Annotated in this window: 16 protein-coding genes; 4 read left to right on the top strand and 12 right to left on the bottom strand. The window is 66.1% G+C overall.

The features are described 5' to 3' along the window. Positions 1 to 20: 20 nt before the first annotated feature. Positions 21 to 788 (top strand): DeoR/GlpR family DNA-binding transcription regulator, encoded by a 768-nt coding sequence (locus BCY78_RS15810; RefSeq protein WP_068303877.1) that lies wholly within the window; start codon positions 21 to 23, stop codon positions 786 to 788. Between the two features lie 23 nt (positions 789 to 811). Here the strand turns inward: BCY78_RS15810 and BCY78_RS15805 are convergent, their stop codons facing one another. The 6 genes from BCY78_RS15805 to BCY78_RS15780 all read right to left on the bottom strand — a co-directional run bounded on the left by BCY78_RS15805 (position 812) and on the right by BCY78_RS15780 (position 6,881). Then, positions 812 to 1,207, bottom strand: coding sequence for a hypothetical protein (locus BCY78_RS15805; RefSeq protein WP_068303875.1), 396 nt, complete (start codon positions 1,205 to 1,207; stop codon positions 812 to 814). A 90-nt stretch (positions 1,208 to 1,297) separates the two neighbouring features. Then, positions 1,298 to 1,819, bottom strand: a complete 522-nt coding sequence (locus tag BCY78_RS15800) for a sarcosine oxidase subunit gamma (RefSeq protein ID WP_068303873.1) — start codon at positions 1,817 to 1,819, stop codon at positions 1,298 to 1,300. Next, positions 1,812 to 4,733, bottom strand: a complete 2,922-nt coding sequence (locus tag BCY78_RS15795) for a sarcosine oxidase subunit alpha family protein (RefSeq protein WP_068303871.1) — start codon at positions 4,731 to 4,733, stop codon at positions 1,812 to 1,814. The genes BCY78_RS15800 and BCY78_RS15795 overlap by 8 nt, the downstream gene beginning before the upstream one ends. Then, on the bottom strand, positions 4,730 to 4,999 hold the full coding sequence (locus BCY78_RS15790; protein WP_068303870.1) for a sarcosine oxidase subunit delta: 270 nt from the start codon (positions 4,997 to 4,999) through the stop codon (positions 4,730 to 4,732). Before BCY78_RS15790 ends, BCY78_RS15795 begins: the two co-directional genes overlap by 4 nt. 72 nt (positions 5,000 to 5,071) lie before the next feature. Next, the gene (locus tag BCY78_RS15785; protein WP_068303868.1) at positions 5,072 to 6,325 is read right to left on the bottom strand and encodes a sarcosine oxidase subunit beta family protein; all 1,254 of its coding nucleotides are present in this window, start codon (positions 6,323 to 6,325) and stop codon (positions 5,072 to 5,074) included. 70 nt (positions 6,326 to 6,395) lie between these two features. Next, positions 6,396 to 6,881 carry a helix-turn-helix domain-containing protein gene (locus BCY78_RS15780; protein ID WP_068303866.1) on the bottom strand — a complete coding sequence of 162 codons (486 nt, stop codon included), beginning with the start codon at positions 6,879 to 6,881 and terminating at the stop codon, positions 6,396 to 6,398. 76 nt (positions 6,882 to 6,957) lie between these two features. Here BCY78_RS15780 and BCY78_RS15775 point away from each other — a divergent pair, with 76 nt between their 5' ends. Both BCY78_RS15775 and BCY78_RS15770 read left to right on the top strand, forming a co-directional pair. After that, the gene (locus BCY78_RS15775; RefSeq protein ID WP_068303865.1) at positions 6,958 to 7,578 is read left to right on the top strand and encodes a cation transporter; all 621 of its coding nucleotides are present in this window, start codon (positions 6,958 to 6,960) and stop codon (positions 7,576 to 7,578) included. A 107-nt stretch (positions 7,579 to 7,685) separates the two neighbouring features. Then, entirely contained in the window at positions 7,686 to 8,156 is a 471-nt protein-coding gene (locus BCY78_RS15770) for a hypothetical protein (protein ID WP_068303863.1), read from the top strand. Between the two features lie 64 nt (positions 8,157 to 8,220). Here BCY78_RS15770 and purF read toward each other — a convergent pair whose 3' ends face one another. Continuing rightward, on the bottom strand, positions 8,221 to 9,681 hold the full coding sequence (gene purF, locus BCY78_RS15765; protein ID WP_068303861.1) for an amidophosphoribosyltransferase: 1,461 nt from the start codon (positions 9,679 to 9,681) through the stop codon (positions 8,221 to 8,223). Between the two features lie 112 nt (positions 9,682 to 9,793). After that, positions 9,794 to 10,420 (bottom strand): FMN-binding negative transcriptional regulator, encoded by a 627-nt coding sequence (locus BCY78_RS15760; protein ID WP_068303860.1) that lies wholly within the window; start codon positions 10,418 to 10,420, stop codon positions 9,794 to 9,796. Positions 10,421 to 10,517: 97 nt separating this feature from the next. On the opposite strand from BCY78_RS15760, the gene BCY78_RS15755 reads away from it, so the two are divergent. Next, on the top strand, positions 10,518 to 11,984 hold the full coding sequence (locus BCY78_RS15755) for a hypothetical protein (protein WP_139103193.1): 1,467 nt from the start codon (positions 10,518 to 10,520) through the stop codon (positions 11,982 to 11,984). 63 nt (positions 11,985 to 12,047) lie between these two features. On the opposite strand, the gene rpsI is transcribed toward BCY78_RS15755, so the two are convergent. The 4 genes from rpsI to BCY78_RS15735 all read right to left on the bottom strand — a co-directional run bounded on the left by rpsI (position 12,048) and on the right by BCY78_RS15735 (position 14,780). Beyond that, positions 12,048 to 12,557 (bottom strand): 30S ribosomal protein S9, encoded by a 510-nt coding sequence (gene rpsI / locus BCY78_RS15750; protein ID WP_068303856.1) that lies wholly within the window; start codon positions 12,555 to 12,557, stop codon positions 12,048 to 12,050. Positions 12,558 to 12,559: 2 nt separating this feature from the next. Then, on the bottom strand, positions 12,560 to 13,024 hold the full coding sequence (gene rplM, locus BCY78_RS15745) for a 50S ribosomal protein L13 (RefSeq protein WP_068303854.1): 465 nt from the start codon (positions 13,022 to 13,024) through the stop codon (positions 12,560 to 12,562). Between the two features lie 160 nt (positions 13,025 to 13,184). Next, positions 13,185 to 13,949: a hypothetical protein gene (locus BCY78_RS15740; protein ID WP_068303852.1), complete on the bottom strand. Its 765-nt coding sequence runs from the start codon at positions 13,947 to 13,949 to the stop codon at positions 13,185 to 13,187. 3 nt (positions 13,950 to 13,952) lie between these two features. Beyond that, positions 13,953 to 14,780 (bottom strand): SseB family protein, encoded by an 828-nt coding sequence (locus BCY78_RS15735; RefSeq protein ID WP_068303851.1) that lies wholly within the window; start codon positions 14,778 to 14,780, stop codon positions 13,953 to 13,955. Positions 14,781 to 14,813: the final 33 nt, after the last annotated feature.

Genomic DNA, 14,813 nt, shown 5'->3' with positions numbered 1-14,813 from the left:
CGAGCAAAAGGATACGAATCATGGCCCAGGGCTTCCGCCTGCCCGAGATCCTGGAAATCGCCCGCACCGAAGGGCGCGTGACGGTCGACGGGCTCGCGACGCGCTTCGGGGTGACCGCCCAGACCATCCGCCGCGACCTTGCCGAGCTGGACGATGCCGGCAAGCTGGAGCGGGTACACGGCGGGGCGATCCTGCGCTCGGGCACGGTGAATATCGGCTACCAAGAGCGCGCGGCCCTCAACGCCGACGACAAGCGCGCCATCGCCCACGCCTGCGCCGAAGCAATTCCCGAGGGGGCCTCGATCTTCCTCGCCATCGGCACCACGACCGAGGCCGTCGCGCGCGAGCTGCGCCGCCATGCCGGGCTGATGGTGGTCACCAACAACATGAACGTGGCCAATATCCTCGCCGACAATCCGCAATGTCAGGTGATCCTGACGGGCGGCACGCTGAGGCGCTCGGACGGCGGGCTGACCGGGCCACTGACCGAGGCGGCGATCCGGCAATTCAAGGTGGATATCGCGGTGATCGGCTGCTCGGCGCTGGATGCCGAGGGGGACATGCTGGATTATGACATGCAGGAAGTCGGCGTGAGCCGCGCGCTGATCGCACAGGCGCGCAAGGCGTGGCTGGTGACCGACCATTCGAAGCTGAGCCGGACGGCGCCCGCGCGGATCGACTCGCTCTCCGTCTTGGACACGGTGTTCACCAACCGGCCCCTGCCCGCGCCCCTGCGCGCGCGCTGCACCGATTGGCAAGTGAACATGGTGGTCGCCGCGGGCAGCTGACAGCCCCCGCGACGATCCTCCCCTCAGGGCATGCGCTGGATCTGCAGCACCTGCCGTTCGATCCCCTCGCCCCGCAGCTCGGCGGTCTCCGGGCGCACGCGGCAGGCGGGACGGCCCCCTAGCGTGGTCTCATCCCGCCCGTCGTCGCATCCCCCTTCATCGTTGCGCCCGCAATAGCACATGCCGCCACGCACGCTGTCATTGCAATCGGCCGGGCAGTCCGAGGTCGAGACGCCCAGCGTCACCGTCTCGATCACGCCCTGCGCCCGTAGCCGCGCCATGCGCCGCAAGAGCGCCTGCAGCTGAGGGTCGATCTGCTCGTAGCGGAAGGTCTCGGCCTTGGCTTGGGTCGGGGAAAGCAACGGCAGGCTCAAGGCAAGCACCATCGCGGCCAAAAGGGCCCGAAGCAATGTCTTCATCGAATATCTCCGTCAAAATGCGGTCTCAAAGGTAAGGCCCCGATGCTGGCAGCACCGGGGCCTGTTGTCTACCCAACCCGCCTTGATGGATCAGAGCGAGGCTCGCGCCGCGACGCCTTTAATGGCGATCTCCAGCTCATGCACCAGTGTCCCGGCCATTGAGCGGAAGCTGGCGATCTGGAAGCTCTCCGGCCCCGTGCGGACCAGAAGGATCGGCAGATGCTGCAACATCGACCGTGCCGAGGATCCGACCGCAAAGCTGCGCAGGCGCAGATCCAGCGGGCAGAGCCGCGCGAGAACCGCCTCGACCGACGCGCCCTCCAGCAAGGCCCAGACCCAGCCGTCGCTCTGATCGGTCACCGCCGCCAGCCCGGACAGATCCGGCGCGGCCACACCCGTCAGGAAGGCCATGTCGCGCCCCGCCCAGATCAGGCGACCGCTCTGGTAGTCGGAGACCGTTCCCGGCGCCGGGAACGGCAGCACGGCGGACAGGTCGCGCCCCGGATAGGGCGCGATCGAGGTGACCGGCCCCGCGTCGAAGGCCGACAGCGTGCAGCCACCATGGCTGACCGGAAGGCCGCTCACGGCCGGTTTGGCAATCAGATCAATCACGCATCCGCCCTCCCTCAGGATCGAAGAACACCGGGTTGCAGACTTCCACCAGCACCTTGCGGCCGCGCAACCCGTCGTCGAGTCGGATCACCTCGCCATAGCGCGCGCGCCCGTTCTTCAGGAAGCCCAGACCCAGCCAGCAGCCCATCGTCGGCGAAGGTGCGACCGAGGTGACATAGCCCTGATTGAACTCCCGCTGCGCCGGGTCCTTCTCGTTATACAGATGTGCGCCGGCGGAGAGCGTCTCGCCCTGATTGACCGGCATCAGGCCCACCAGCTGCTCGCGGTCCTCGAACAGACCGGGCCGCTGCGAGGCCGCCTTGCCGATGCAATCCTTCTTGGCGCTGACCATCTTGCCCAGGCCCACATCGTCGGCGGTCACCCGGCCATGGATCTCGGCATGGGTGATGAAGCCCTTCTCGACGCGCAGCGCGTTCAGGGCCTCCATGCCATAGGCGCAGCCCTCCATCCCCTCGGCAGTGGCGACGAGATGGTCGAAAAGCGCGGTGCCAAAGCGGGTCGGCACGGCAACCTCATAGCCCTCCTCACCCGAGAACGAGATCCGGAACAGCCGCCCCTTCACCCCGCCGATGGTGACATCCGCACAGCCCATGAAGGGCAGCGATGGCATCTCGCCCAAAGTGGCCAGCACGGCCTTGGCCTTGGGACCGGCGATGGCGAATTGCGCCCAAGCCTCGGTGACCGAGATCATCCGGACATCCCAATCGGCGCAGAAGGCCTGATGGACGAAATCCATATGCCGCATGACCTGCCCAGCGCCCGAGGTCGTGGTGGTAACAACGAAATGGTCCTCGGCCACGCGCGCACAGGTGCCATCGTCCATGACCATGCCATCCTCGCGCAGCATGAGGCCATAGCGCACGCGGCCCGGCTTCAGCGTGGACATGGTGTTGGTATAGACGAAATCGAGGAACCGAGCCGCATCAGCGCCTTGCACGTCGATCTTGCCCAAAGTCGAGACATCGCAGACACCGACATGCTCGCGCACCGTCAGCACCTCGCGGTCCGCCGCCGTTCGCCAATCCGTCTCGCCCGCACGCGGGAAATAGCTCGGGCGGTACCAGAGCCCGGCCTCGATCATCGGCGCCTTCATCGCGCGGGTCTTGGCGTCCGACGTCAGCAGACGCTGCGGCGCGAAGCCCTCGCCACGGCCGCCCGCGCCCATCGAGGCGATAGAGACGGGGATAAAGGGCGGGCGGTAAGTGGTCGTCCCGGTTGCGGGAATCCCCTTCCCGGTCGCCTCAGCCAGCACCGCCAGCGCGGAAACGTTTGACGTTTTCCCCTGATCCGGCGCCATGCCCTGCGTCGTGTAGCGCTTCATATGCTCGACGCTGGAATAGCCTTCCTGTGCCGCCAGTTTGACGTCCTTGGTGGTCACGTCATTGGCGAAGTCGAGCCACGCCCGACCGCCCGCATCGACAGCCCACAGGGGCGAGATCGCCCAAGGCCGATCCTCGGACTCCGGCACCGAAATCTCGGGCACCGAGAGGCCCAGTTCGATCAAGGCCGCTGCTGCCTTCTGGTGGCCGTCCAGCAGCGCCGCGCGGGTGGACATGAACCCTGCGGCCGAGCCACTGACGCTCATCCCCGGCACCATGCCGGGCTTTGCCACGAAAGCCGCCAGCTCGGGCGACCATTCCGGCCGTCCGTTGAGATGGCAAGCCAGATGCATCGTCGGGTTCCAGCCGCCCGAGAGCGCGAGAGTCCGCGCCGCGATCACCGAGGTGCCGCCCTTGTGCCGGATCGAAACATCCTTCAGCCCCAGCCGCCCGCGCGTGCCGACGACTTCAGCCTCGGCATAGACCGGGAATTCTTCCGTCACCGGCAGCGGACGCGGATCGACATAGGCGGCGATTTCAATCCCTTGTGCGGTGAGGCTGCGGGCCGTGTGCAGACCGGAATCGTTGTTCGAGAAGATGACGACCTTGCCTGGGTTCACACCGAACTTGCCCATCTGCCCGACAAGGCCCGAGGCCAGCATGACGCCAGGCCGGTCGTTGTCGGGATGCGCGATCGGCCGCTCCAGCGCGCCCGCCGTCAGCAAGGCGCGCTTGGCATGGATGCGCCAGAAACACTCGCGCGGCGCCTCGCCCGGGGCGCGGTGCAGGCTCACCCGCTCCAGCGCGCCGAACGTGCCGTCGTCATAGACGCCGGTCACCGTGGTGCGGGTCATCAGCGTGACATTCGGCATCGCGGCGAGTTCTGCCACCACCGACGCTGCCCAATCGGCGCCGTTCTGCCCGTCGACCTCGGGCTGATCGGCCAGCAGACGGCCGCCCATGCGCCGGTCCTCGTCGGCGAGGATCACCTCGGCGCCCGCGCGCGCAGCAGTCAGCGCCGCCATCAGGCCCGCCGGCCCCGCACCGATCACGAGGAGATCGCAGAAGGCGAAGGCCTTCTCGTAGAGCCCCATGTCATGCTTGCCAGAGAGGCGGCCCAGACCCGCCGCGCGACGGATCGCGGGCTCGTAGAGCTTCTCCCAGAAAGCGCGCGGCCACATGAAGGTCTTGTAGTAAAAGCCCGCCGAGAAGAAGGGCGCGAGCAGGTCGTTGACCGCCATCAGGTCGAAATTCAGCGGCCCGACATGGTTCTGACTGCGCGCGTCGAGCCCCTCGAAGATCTCCTGCATCGTGCCGCGCACGTTGGGCGTTTGTTGCCCGTTTTCATGCACTTCGATGAGAGAGTTGGGATCCTCGGACCCCGCCGCCATCACCCCGCGCGGGCGGTGATACTTGAAGGACCGGCCGATCAGCCGCTCGCCATTGGCCAGAAGCGCCGAGGCGACAGAGTCGCCGGCAAAGCCCTCATAGCCCTTGCCGTCGAAGGTGAAGCGCACGGGCCGCGTGCGATCGATCATCAGGCCCTTGCCGGGAATGCGGTGCGACTGGGTCATGCGCTGGCCCCCGCTTTCGCGCTCACGAAACGGGTCGAGAGGACCTCATGCGTGACGGTGTTGCGCTCGACCTCGACCCAGCTTTGGCACGGGTCGTGATACCACAAATCGCGCGTGACCCCGGCAGGGTTGTCGCGCAGGTGCAGGTAGTTGTCCCAAGCCTCGAGACCGGCATCTTCTGCCGGGCGGTCCAGGAAATCGGCGGCGCCGTAGTAGGTGTATTCTCGCCGGTCGCGGTCACCGCAACAGGGACAGGGGATGCGCATCTCTCACTCCAACGGGCCAGGCCCAAGAACTTCGGTCGCGGCCCCGGCAGGCGCCGGAGCAAATGTCTGACATCAGTGCAGGTTGTGCTGCGAACCGGTGCCTTCCTCGTCCATGATGTTCCGCCCGGTGCGGAAACGGTCGAGGCGGAACTTCGCGGCGACGGGGTGCGGCTCGCCGGTGGCCATGAGGTGCGCGAGGCACCAGCCCGAGGCAGGAACGGCCTTGAACCCCCCGTAATTCCAGCCACAATTGACGAAGAGCCCGTCGATATGGGTCTTGTCGATGATGGGCGATCCATCGGGCGACATATCCATGATCCCGCCCCAGGACCGCAGCACTTTGGCCCGGCCGATCATCGGCATCAGGGTCATGCCGGCCTCCATCACATGCTCGACCATCGGCAGGTTGCCGCGCGCGGCGTAGGAGGCGTAGAAATCCAGATCGCCGCCGAAGACGAGGCCGCCCTTGTCCGACTGGCTGATGTAGAAATGGCCCATGCCGAAGCTGATCACATGGTCGATTACCGGCTTCAGCCCCTCGGTCACGAAGGCCTGCAGGATATGGCTCTCGATGGGCAGGCGCATGCCGGCCATCGCGGCGACCTGACTGGAGCGACCGGCGGCGACCATCGCAACCTTCTTCGCGCGGATGGGCCCGCGCGTGGTCTGCACGCCGGTCACCTTGCCATTCGCGACGTCGATGCCGGTCACTTCGCAATTCTGGATCAGATCCACCCCGCGCCGGTCGGCGCCGCGGGCAAAGCCCCAGGCCACGGCATCATGGCGGGCCGAACCGCCGCGGCGGTGGTAGAGGCCGCCATAGATCGGGAAGCGCGCCTGGTCGTAATCGAGATAGGGCAGGATCTTGCGCACGCCCTCGCGGTCGAGAAGCTCGGCATCGTCGCCCTGCGCCAGCATCGCATTGCCGCGCCGGGCGAAGGCATCGCGCTGACCGTCCGAGTGGAACAGGTTGATCAGCCCCCGCTGCGAATGCATGACATTATAATTCAGCTCGGATTCGAGGCCTTCCCACAGCTTCAAGGAATGGCTGTAGAACTCGGAATTCCCTTGCAGAAAATAGTTCGCGCGGACGATGGTCGTGTTCCGGCCGACATTGCCGCCACCGAGATAACCCTTCTCCAGCACGGCGATGTTCTTCAGCCCGTGGTTCTTGGCCAAGTAGTACGCCGTCGACAGGCCATGTCCGCCACCGCCGATGATGACGATGTCGTATTCCGTCTTGGGATCGGGTTGCCGCCAGGCCTTGGTCCAGCCCTTGTTGCCGGTCAGCCCCTGCGTGAAGACACGAAAGCCCGAATAAGTCATTCCAGTTCCCTCAGCCGGACCACGTCGTCCGAGTTTCTAGACAACCCTGAACGTAATCCAATGGCAAGTCTCAATCCGACACGGATCCACTGCCAGCGACACTGACCGCAGCCCCGGGTCCGACATCGCCCATCCGACCATGATCGTGATCGCACATGGCGTGATCGGCAAGGCTTTCGATGACGCGACAATGAGCAATATCATCGCCGTGGCAGCCGCCCACCATGCGCTGCAGTTCGGCTTGCAGGGCCTGCAGGGCGGCGATCCGCGCCTCGACAGCTTTGAGATGTTGCCGGGCCAGCGAATCGGCAGGCGCACAGGAGGCACCCGGCTGGCCCTGCAATTCCAGCAAGGTCTGCACGTCCTCCAACGGGAAGCCCAGATCACGCGCGTGCCGAATGAAGGACAGGCGTGCGACGGCATCCCGATCATAGAGGCGGCGGCCCGAGTCGGTGCGCGGAGCCTCGGGCAGCAGTCCGCGATCTTCGTAGAAGCGGATGGTATTGACCTTCACGCCGCTCTGGCGCGCCGCCTCACCTATGGTCAGATCGCGCATCGAAAATACCTCTTGCTTCTACAGTCGCTGTAGGACGTAGGACCGGTGGCAAGACAAAACAAGCGGAGGGCGAAAGATGCCCCATGACCACGACCACGATTTCGACGGCGCCTCGCCCGCCTATCGCCGCGCATTGATCGCGGTAATCTTGCTGAACGGCGGGTTGTTCCTCGTCGAGATGACGGCGGGGGCGCTGTCGGGCAGCCGCGCGCTGCAGGCGGACGCGCTGGACTTTGCCGCCGATGCCGCGACCTATGCGCTGTCGCTGGCGGTGATCGGACAACCGATCACCACGCGCGCGCGGGCTGCGCAGTTGAAAGGGATCTCACTGGCCCTGATGGGGCTGGCGGTGTTCGGCTTTGCTGTCTGGGACATGCTGGGACCGGAGGTGCCGCGGGCCGAAGTGATGGGCGCGGTGGGCTTTGCCGCACTGGCGGCCAACGTGGCCTCGGTGTTGATCCTGATGCGCTGGAAGGACGGCGATTCGAACGTCCGGTCTGTCTGGCTGTGCTCGCGCAACGACGCCATCGGCAATGTGGCGGTGATAGCCGCGGCCGTGGCAGTGGCCTGGTTCAACTCGGGCTGGCCGGACCTTATCGTCGCGGTGGCCATGGCCGGGCTGTTCCTGTCGTCCTCGGTGCAGATCTTGCGCAAGGCGGGGGAAGAGCGGGCGCATCACCGCGGGCATGCGCATTAGGACGTCGCGAGAAAGGTACGGAATCCATGGACTTGCAACCGATTGCTTTGACAATCAACCTGAGGACCCGTCTCCGCCGTGGGACCCCATCTCAAGCCAGAGGTTTCATGCCCCGGATCAAGCATCTTGCCGTAGCAATCTCCGCCCTTCTCGCCCTCCCCCTCGCCGCTAGCGCCCAGACGCCCGCGCGCTTCCCGACCATTCCCGAAGCTGAGCTGGAACACGCCCTGCGCAACGCCTATTGCGCGGAAACCGTGTCGACCATTGCGCGGTCGCTGGGCGAATATGATGGCTGGCGCGGCTATGGTGTCCGGATCTGCTCGCCGGACTACGAACCGCGCGAAGCCGTCGTAGCCTGGTATCGCCGCCAAGGTGAGCGGGTCGCGGTCGTCACCCTGCCAGACGGACGCCCGCTGCCCATGCCAGAGGAAGCGCGGTACTACATCGGTGACCAGCAGATTCAGGCCACTATCTTCGGGACGCGCTCGGGCAACCAGGCGCTCGCCTGCTACGTCTCTCGCTTTAACCGCCGCTCCGAGCCCTTCGCGACCGCCTTCTGTCAGGAAATCCGCGGCTGACGGCTCGACATAACACAAGAAGGCCCGGCATCGCTGCCGGGCCTTCTTGCTTTGAGCCAATGGCTTACTCGGCAGCCTTCAGTTCGAAGCCGCGCTCGATCATGTCGGACGGCGCGACCGGATATTCGCCCGAGAAACACGCGTCGCAGAACTGCGGGCAGCTGTTGTTGCGGCCCTCGACCTCACCGGCGGCGCGGTACAGGCCATCCAGCGAGACGAACTTGAGGCTGTCAACGCCGATGAAATCGCGCATCTCGTCCTCGGTCATCCGGGCGGCCAGCAGTTTCGAGCGTTCAGGCGTGTCGACACCGTAGAAGCACGGCCAGGTCGTGGGCGGCGAGGCGATGCGGAAATGCACCTCCTTGGCGCCCGCTTCGAGGATCATTTCCTTGATCTTCTGCGAGGTCGTCCCGCGCACCACCGAGTCGTCGACCAGCACCACCCGCTTGCCGGCGATCAGAGCGCGGTTCACGTTCAGCTTCAGGCGCACGCCCATGTTGCGGATCTGCTCGGAGGGCTCGATGAAGGTGCGGCCCATGTACTGGTTGCGCACGATCCCCATGGCGAAGGGGATGCCCGATTCCTGGCTGTAGCCAATGGCTGCCGGGGTGCCCGAATCCGGCACCGGGCAGACGAGATCGGCCTCGACGGGCGCTTCGCGTGCCAGTTCCACCCCGATCTGGCGGCGGGTCTCATAGACCGAGCGGCCACCGATGATCGAATCGGGGCGCGAGAAATAGACCTGCTCGAAGATACAGAAGCGCGGCGAGGTGCGCTCGAACGGACGCGACGAGACGACGCCCTTCTTGTCGATCACCACCATTTCGCCGGGCTCGATCTCGCGGATGAACTCGGCGCCGATGATGTCCAGCGCGCAGGTTTCCGAGGCCAGCGCCCAGCCATCCCCGATCCGACCGAGCACCAGCGGGCGGACGCCCAGCTTGTCGCGCACGCCGATCAGCTTGGTGCGGGTCATGGCGATGACCGAGAACGCGCCTTCGCAGCGGCGCAGCGCGTCCTTCAGGCGTTCGGCATGGGTCTTCTGGATCGAGCGCGCCATCAGGTGGATGATGCATTCCGAATCCGACGAGGACTGGAAGATCGAGCCGCGCTCGATCAGCTCGCGCCGGATCGCCTCGGCATTGGTGATGTTGCCGTTATGCGCAATCGCCGCGCCGCCCATCGAGAATTCGCCGAAGAAGGGCTGCACGTCGCGGATCGCGGTCGCGCCCTTGGAGCCGGCGGTCGAATAACGGACATGGCCGATGCCGATGGACCCCGGCAGGGTCTCCATCAGCTTGGCGGAGGTGAAGTTGTCCCGGACAAGGCCGAAGCGATGGGCGGACTGGAACCCGCGGTCGGCATCGAAGGTGATGATGCCTCCGGCTTCCTGCCCGCGGTGCTGCAGCGCGTGCAGTCCCAAGGCCACGAAGTTGGCAGCATCCTGCACGTTCACCGCGCCGAAAATGCCGCACTCCTCCTTCAACTTGTCGTCGTCGAAAGGATGGCTGAGCCAAGGCTCCATGGTCGGGCCCCCGTAAGCTGTGCGATGCGCACCCTTTAGAAGGTCGGCCGCCTCGGGGCAAGGGGCAAGCCGGTCGCGATGCGCAGAATGCGATGGATCCGTGACAGGCTGCTCAGCCCTTGGGCGCCCCGTCACGCCGCATCGCCGCCGAGAGCGCCGCGTTGCCCTGCCCCGCCAACCCCTCGGCCACGCCCGCGACATCGGCGGCCGAGCGATTCTGGTTGAGTTTGGACTTGCCCTCGATCCGGTCGACCTCGATCAGGAAGGCGACGATCTTGCCCAGAAGATCGTCGAGGAAATCGGCGGGCGCGTCGCCCATCTTCCACGCCTGCGCGCCGTTCACGGCCTTCTCATGCCGCGCGGTCAGCAGGGCCACGGCGCGGCGCTTGTCCTTCTCGGCATGCGACCAGGTGATCCGGCCATGCACATGCACCACCTGATAGTTCCAGGTGGGGACCGCCTTATGCGTCTCGGCCTTGGACGGATACCAGTTCGGGCTGACATAGCCCTGCCCGGCCCGGAAGATCGCGAGCACCGGCGCGCCATCCGCCACCTGTTCGTGCATCGGATTGGCCAGTGCGACATGGCCCAGAAACCCCTCGCCATCGCGCAAGAGCGGCAGGTGGTTGGCATCGAGCCCCCCGCCCGTCATCGCCACCAGGGCCGCCAGCGGGTTGTCGTGCATCAACGCCTCGATCTGTGCCTGATCGGCCTCGGTGAAATGGGCGGGGTTGTACATGGCGGGCTCTCCAACGGCTGGGCGCACGATAGGCAGAGCCTACGCTTGTCCACAAGAGGAGCCGCCCCTATCGTGCCGCAAAGACAGGAGAAGCGCCGTGACCCCTCCCCGCATGTTGACGACGATCACCGCCCTTCTGTTGCTGGTGGTCGCGGCCAACCTGTGGATCTTCGCGCGCTTTACCGTGGACGATGCCTTCATCACCTGGCGCTACGGGCTGACGCTGATCCGGCACGGGATCTGGGCCTATAACCCCGACGGTTTCGATCTGGCGCAGGCCTATACCAACCCGATCTACGCCCTCGCCTCGATCCTGCCCGCGGGGCTGGGTTGGGACATGGTGCTGACGTTCAAGCTGATCTCGCTCGCGCTGCTGGGCCTGCTCTGTTGGGCCTTCCTGCGGCTGGCCGGGGACAGGGCGCTGATGCGCTTCGTGCTGGCGCTGCTGATGGCAGTGCCGGCGACGGTGGCGCATGCCTTTTCGGGGCTGGAGACACTACTTTATGGCGGCGCACTGGCCCTGTGGTTCATCGCGCAGGAGCGGCGGGATTGGCGGCTGGCCCTCGGCATGGTCGCCGTGCTGGTACTGACCCGGCCCGAAGCGTGGTTGCTTTTCGCCCTGCATCCGCTGGCATTGGTCATGGCCCGCGCCGATTGGGCGCGGGTCGTGCGGCATAGCCTCGCGCTTGGGTTGTTGGCGGGGGTATATTTCGGGTTTCACCTGTGGTGGTTCGGCTCGGCCCTGCCCAACACCTATTACGTCAAGGCCGGCGATGGCTTCTCAGGGGCACAGGCGCTGCGGATCCTGCCCTATGCCCTGCCCGGCTTGGCCGTGGCGCTCTGGGGCAACCGGCGCACGGGGTTGCTGTTGATCGCGTATTTCGGCGCGGTCGGCTATTCCTACGCCGGCTCGGACCTGCTGATGAACTACCTGCAGCGGTTCCCGTTTCAGATCGCCCTGCCGATGGCGCTGTATCTGGGCTGGGCCCTGTCCCATGCGACGAAGCCGGGAACGGCGACACTCGGACTGACGGCCTATGTGCTGGCCTTCGGCTGGCACAGCTGGAGCCTCGGCGACCACCTCGGCATCGCCAATTATTATCCGCGGCTGTTGACCGCGCATGTTGCGCTCGGCCGGGCGATTGCCGACAGCGAGATCGAGGCCTTCGCGCTTCAGGATGCCGGTGCGCCGGCCTTCCATGCGGATCGGCGGGCGCTGGACACGATCGGGCTGGCCAGCGCGCTTGTCGCCCGTGAGGGATTGGGGCCCGAGGTGCTGCGGCAATACAACCCGGCGCTCGTCGGGTTTCTGGCGGATGCCGAGGGGATCGTCGACCGGCCGGACCGCCACGCGGCGCTGTGGAGCTATGTCGAGGAACAGGGGTTCACGCCCCTCTGCACGCTGGTCTGGGCGCCGCATTACCAACTGGCGCTTTACACGGCCGGACCGCAGCCCGAGGTGGAAGCCACCTGCGCCCGGAGTGCCGAGGCGAACGGCGCCTATGAGCTGCCCTTCGCGCTGGCGCAATTGCGGCGACCGCCTTGGGCCTATTGGCACGAGTAAGTCACGCCCATGAAAAACGCGGCCCCGAGGGACCGCGTTTTCCGAGAACCAAAGTTCCGAAGATCAGCGCTTCGAGAACTGGAAGCTGCGGCGAGCCTTGCGCTTACCGTATTTCTTACGCTCGACCGTACGGGCGTCGCGGGTCAGGAAGCCAGCGGCTTTCAGAGCGCCACGCAGCGACGGATCGTACAGCTGCAGAGCCTTCGAGATACCGTGCTTCACGGCACCGGCCTGGCCCGACAGACCACCACCGACGACGGTGGCGTAGACGTCGAACTGACCTTCCACGTTGGCGATCTGGAACGGCTGGCGCAGGATCATCTGCAGCACCGGACGCGCGAAATACGCGTTGATTTCCTTGCCGTTGACGGTGACCTTGCCCGAGCCCGGCTTGATCCAGACGCGAGCAACCGCGTCCTTACGCTTGCCGGTGGCATAGGCGCGGCCGAGGGCGTCACGCTTGGGTTCGCGGGAGGCGGCGGCTTCGGTGCCTTCCGCGGCAGCGGTCGAGGCCGAGGCGGCGCCGGCGACGGCGTCTTTCAGCGCGTCGAGGGATTTGATCTCATCGGCCATGATCAGGCGCTCCGGGTGTTTTTCGGGTTGAGCGACTTGACGTCGAGGACGGTCGGCTGCTGAGCTTCATGCGGATGCTCGGTGCCGGCGTAGACGCGCAGGTTCGTCATCTGCTGACGGCCCAGACGGTTACGCGAGATCATGCGCTCGACGGCCTTGATCACGACGCGCTCGGGGTGGGCGCCTTCCAGCACTTGCTCCGCGGTGCGGAACTTGATGCCGCCCGGGTGGCCGGTGTGCCAGTAGTATTTCTTGTCGGCGCGCTTGTTGCCGGTCATCTGCACCTTGTCGGCGTTGATGATGATCACGTTGTCGCCCATGTCCATGTGCGGCGTGAAGGTCGGCTTGTTCTTGCCACGCAGGATGTTGGCGACGATCGTGGCGAGGCGGCCCAGAACGACGCCCTCAGCGTCGATCAGGATCCACTTCTTCTCGATCTCCGCCGGTTTCGCGGTGTAGGTTTTCATGGTCCAGCCCTGAAAATGAGAAGGGGAGTCGCAACCGAAGCGAACCCCGGCGCGGGATGGCCGTGTTCTAGCGATATGCCGCGACAGGTCAAGAGCCCTTTTTCACCCGCATCGCCGGATAAATCATTATAAAACAATGTCTTGCGATTTGGGTATTATTTTACCCCACACTTTTTGCGGTGTTTTCGACCGCCGCAGGCGACTCCCACGGGATCCGGTGATGATCGAAGCCCCGGTGCAGGGTCGGTTTGACCACAGCGAAATAGGGCGAGAGGTCGAAATCCCGCGGTACGATCAGCGAGGCATGGCGCTGACGCCAGACCGTGCCGAGGGGCCGCCCGGTCGGCTCGCGCAGCATCTCGATCTCGGGCAGGATCGGGTAGTGCACGCTCTCGAAGGCCTGCGCGACCAGCGAGGAACAGATCGCCCGCGTCGGATCCCCTGAACCGAGCGTCAGCAGCTTGCGCCGCCAGCGGGTCGGCACCGGCGGGGTCGGCAGCAGATAGCGCGCAAGGTCGATGATGTTCCGGGTGTCATAGCGCAGACCGATATTGTCGCTCATGAACTGGGCCACGGCGGTGCGCTCGTCCTCGGACAGGCCGGCGGCGCGGCACAGACGGGTGTTGAAGCCGCTGTATTTCGACAACGGCACGCGATGCGCACCGTCCTCGATGGTGACCTCGACCAGATCCACCTGCCCGTCTCCGGCGCTGAGATCCTTCACACACAGCGCGGCATGCGACCATGTGCTCTGCGTCAGGTACTTGATCGCCGACGAGACCTTCGCCCGCCCCTCGACCAGCAGCACGTCGCCGACGCGGATCGCCGCCGTCAGCGCGGCATGATCCTGTGCCACCAAGGGCTGCTGCGCCGGGTGGTCGCGTTCGAGGAACGCACCGAGGCGTTGGCCGATCCAGCGGAACATGGCTCAGCGCAGCTTGGGCGGGCGCGCCGGGTCCATGCCCGGATTCGAGCCGGGCGAGACCACCTGATCCTCGGGCATGGCGAAGGGCGCGGGGGACAAGGCGAAACCGACGGCGGCAATCGCCTTCATCGCCCGCTCGGGCGGGAAGATCACATCCAGCGCCCCGCCTTCCAGCCCCGAGAGCGCCAGCGCCTCGGACACGGCGCGGGCAATCGCCGGCTGCGCGGTGTCGGGCAGGCCCGCCAGCGCCAAGACGTGGCCGCGCGCCCCGCCCTGCCATTGCACCCCGGCCAGCACCGCCGTCTCCAGCCCCGGCATGCCGGACAGCCGGCGCTCCAATGCGGTGACCAGTGGCTGGCGCACGCTGTCGGGCAGGTCGATGGGCGCGAAACCCTCGGGCACTGCCTGCCCCTCGGTCGGTGCGGGGGCGGCCAGCGTCGCGGCCAGCCATTCCAACGCCTCGGCGCTCATCAGCTGCGCGTGTTCGGCATCGGCATTGACCAGAAGCGCCAGCCCCTCGCCCGAGGCCGCCAGCATGTTGACCATCACACGGCCGGGCAGTGCGGCATAGGGCGCGGCCTCGCCGGCGAAACCGGCCAGCCGCAACTCGCTGTCGAAGGCCAGCACGGCGCGCATGTCTGACAGATCGAAGACCCGGGGTTGCATCGCGTCGCCGACGACCTCGGTTTCCAGCAGCACGAACAGTTCGGCCCGGCTGAGTTCCGCGTGGAAGGCCAGACGCGCGTCGACCTCGGCGCGGCTGTCCTCGGGCGCGGCGGCAAGGCGGATCATCGCGGCATCCAGATCGCTGGTGGGGGTCGTTTCGGTCATGGGTGGCGCTTCCGGGCAGAGTTTCCTGCCCCC

It is taken from the genome of Pararhodobacter sp. CCB-MM2 (assembly GCF_001691415.1).
GTDB lineage: Bacteria > Pseudomonadota > Alphaproteobacteria > Rhodobacterales > Rhodobacteraceae > Pararhodobacter.
Note: the sequence above shows the minus strand (reverse complement) of the source record. Positions and strands in the feature narration are given on the sequence as shown.

Bases quoted from the DNA above. Each gene is read 5' to 3' on its own strand.
- rpsI (WP_068303856.1), bottom strand. From the start codon at position 12,557: ATGGCCGATGAGATCAAATCCCTCGACGCGCTGAAAGACGCCGTCGCC.
- BCY78_RS15770 (WP_068303863.1), top strand. From the start codon at position 7,686: ATGCCCCGGATCAAGCATCTTGCCGTAGCAATCTCCGCCCTTCTCGCC.
- BCY78_RS15780 (WP_068303866.1), bottom strand. From the start codon at position 6,881: ATGCGCGATCTGACCATAGGTGAGGCGGCGCGCCAGAGCGGCGTGAAG.
- BCY78_RS15785 (WP_068303868.1), bottom strand. From the start codon at position 6,325: ATGACTTATTCGGGCTTTCGTGTCTTCACGCAGGGGCTGACCGGCAAC.
- BCY78_RS15775 (WP_068303865.1), top strand. From the start codon at position 6,958: ATGCCCCATGACCACGACCACGATTTCGACGGCGCCTCGCCCGCCTAT.
- BCY78_RS15810 (WP_068303877.1), top strand. From the start codon at position 21: ATGGCCCAGGGCTTCCGCCTGCCCGAGATCCTGGAAATCGCCCGCACC.
- BCY78_RS15760 (WP_068303860.1), bottom strand. From the start codon at position 10,420: ATGTACAACCCCGCCCATTTCACCGAGGCCGATCAGGCACAGATCGAG.
- BCY78_RS15795 (WP_068303871.1), bottom strand. From the start codon at position 4,733: ATGACCCAGTCGCACCGCATTCCCGGCAAGGGCCTGATGATCGATCGC.
- BCY78_RS15805 (WP_068303875.1), bottom strand. From the start codon at position 1,207: ATGAAGACATTGCTTCGGGCCCTTTTGGCCGCGATGGTGCTTGCCTTG.
- rplM (WP_068303854.1), bottom strand. From the start codon at position 13,024: ATGAAAACCTACACCGCGAAACCGGCGGAGATCGAGAAGAAGTGGATC.
- BCY78_RS15790 (WP_068303870.1), bottom strand. From the start codon at position 4,999: ATGCGCATCCCCTGTCCCTGTTGCGGTGACCGCGACCGGCGAGAATAC.
- BCY78_RS15740 (WP_068303852.1), bottom strand. From the start codon at position 13,949: ATGTTCCGCTGGATCGGCCAACGCCTCGGTGCGTTCCTCGAACGCGAC.
- purF (WP_068303861.1), bottom strand. From the start codon at position 9,681: ATGGAGCCTTGGCTCAGCCATCCTTTCGACGACGACAAGTTGAAGGAG.
- BCY78_RS15735 (WP_068303851.1), bottom strand. From the start codon at position 14,780: ATGACCGAAACGACCCCCACCAGCGATCTGGATGCCGCGATGATCCGC.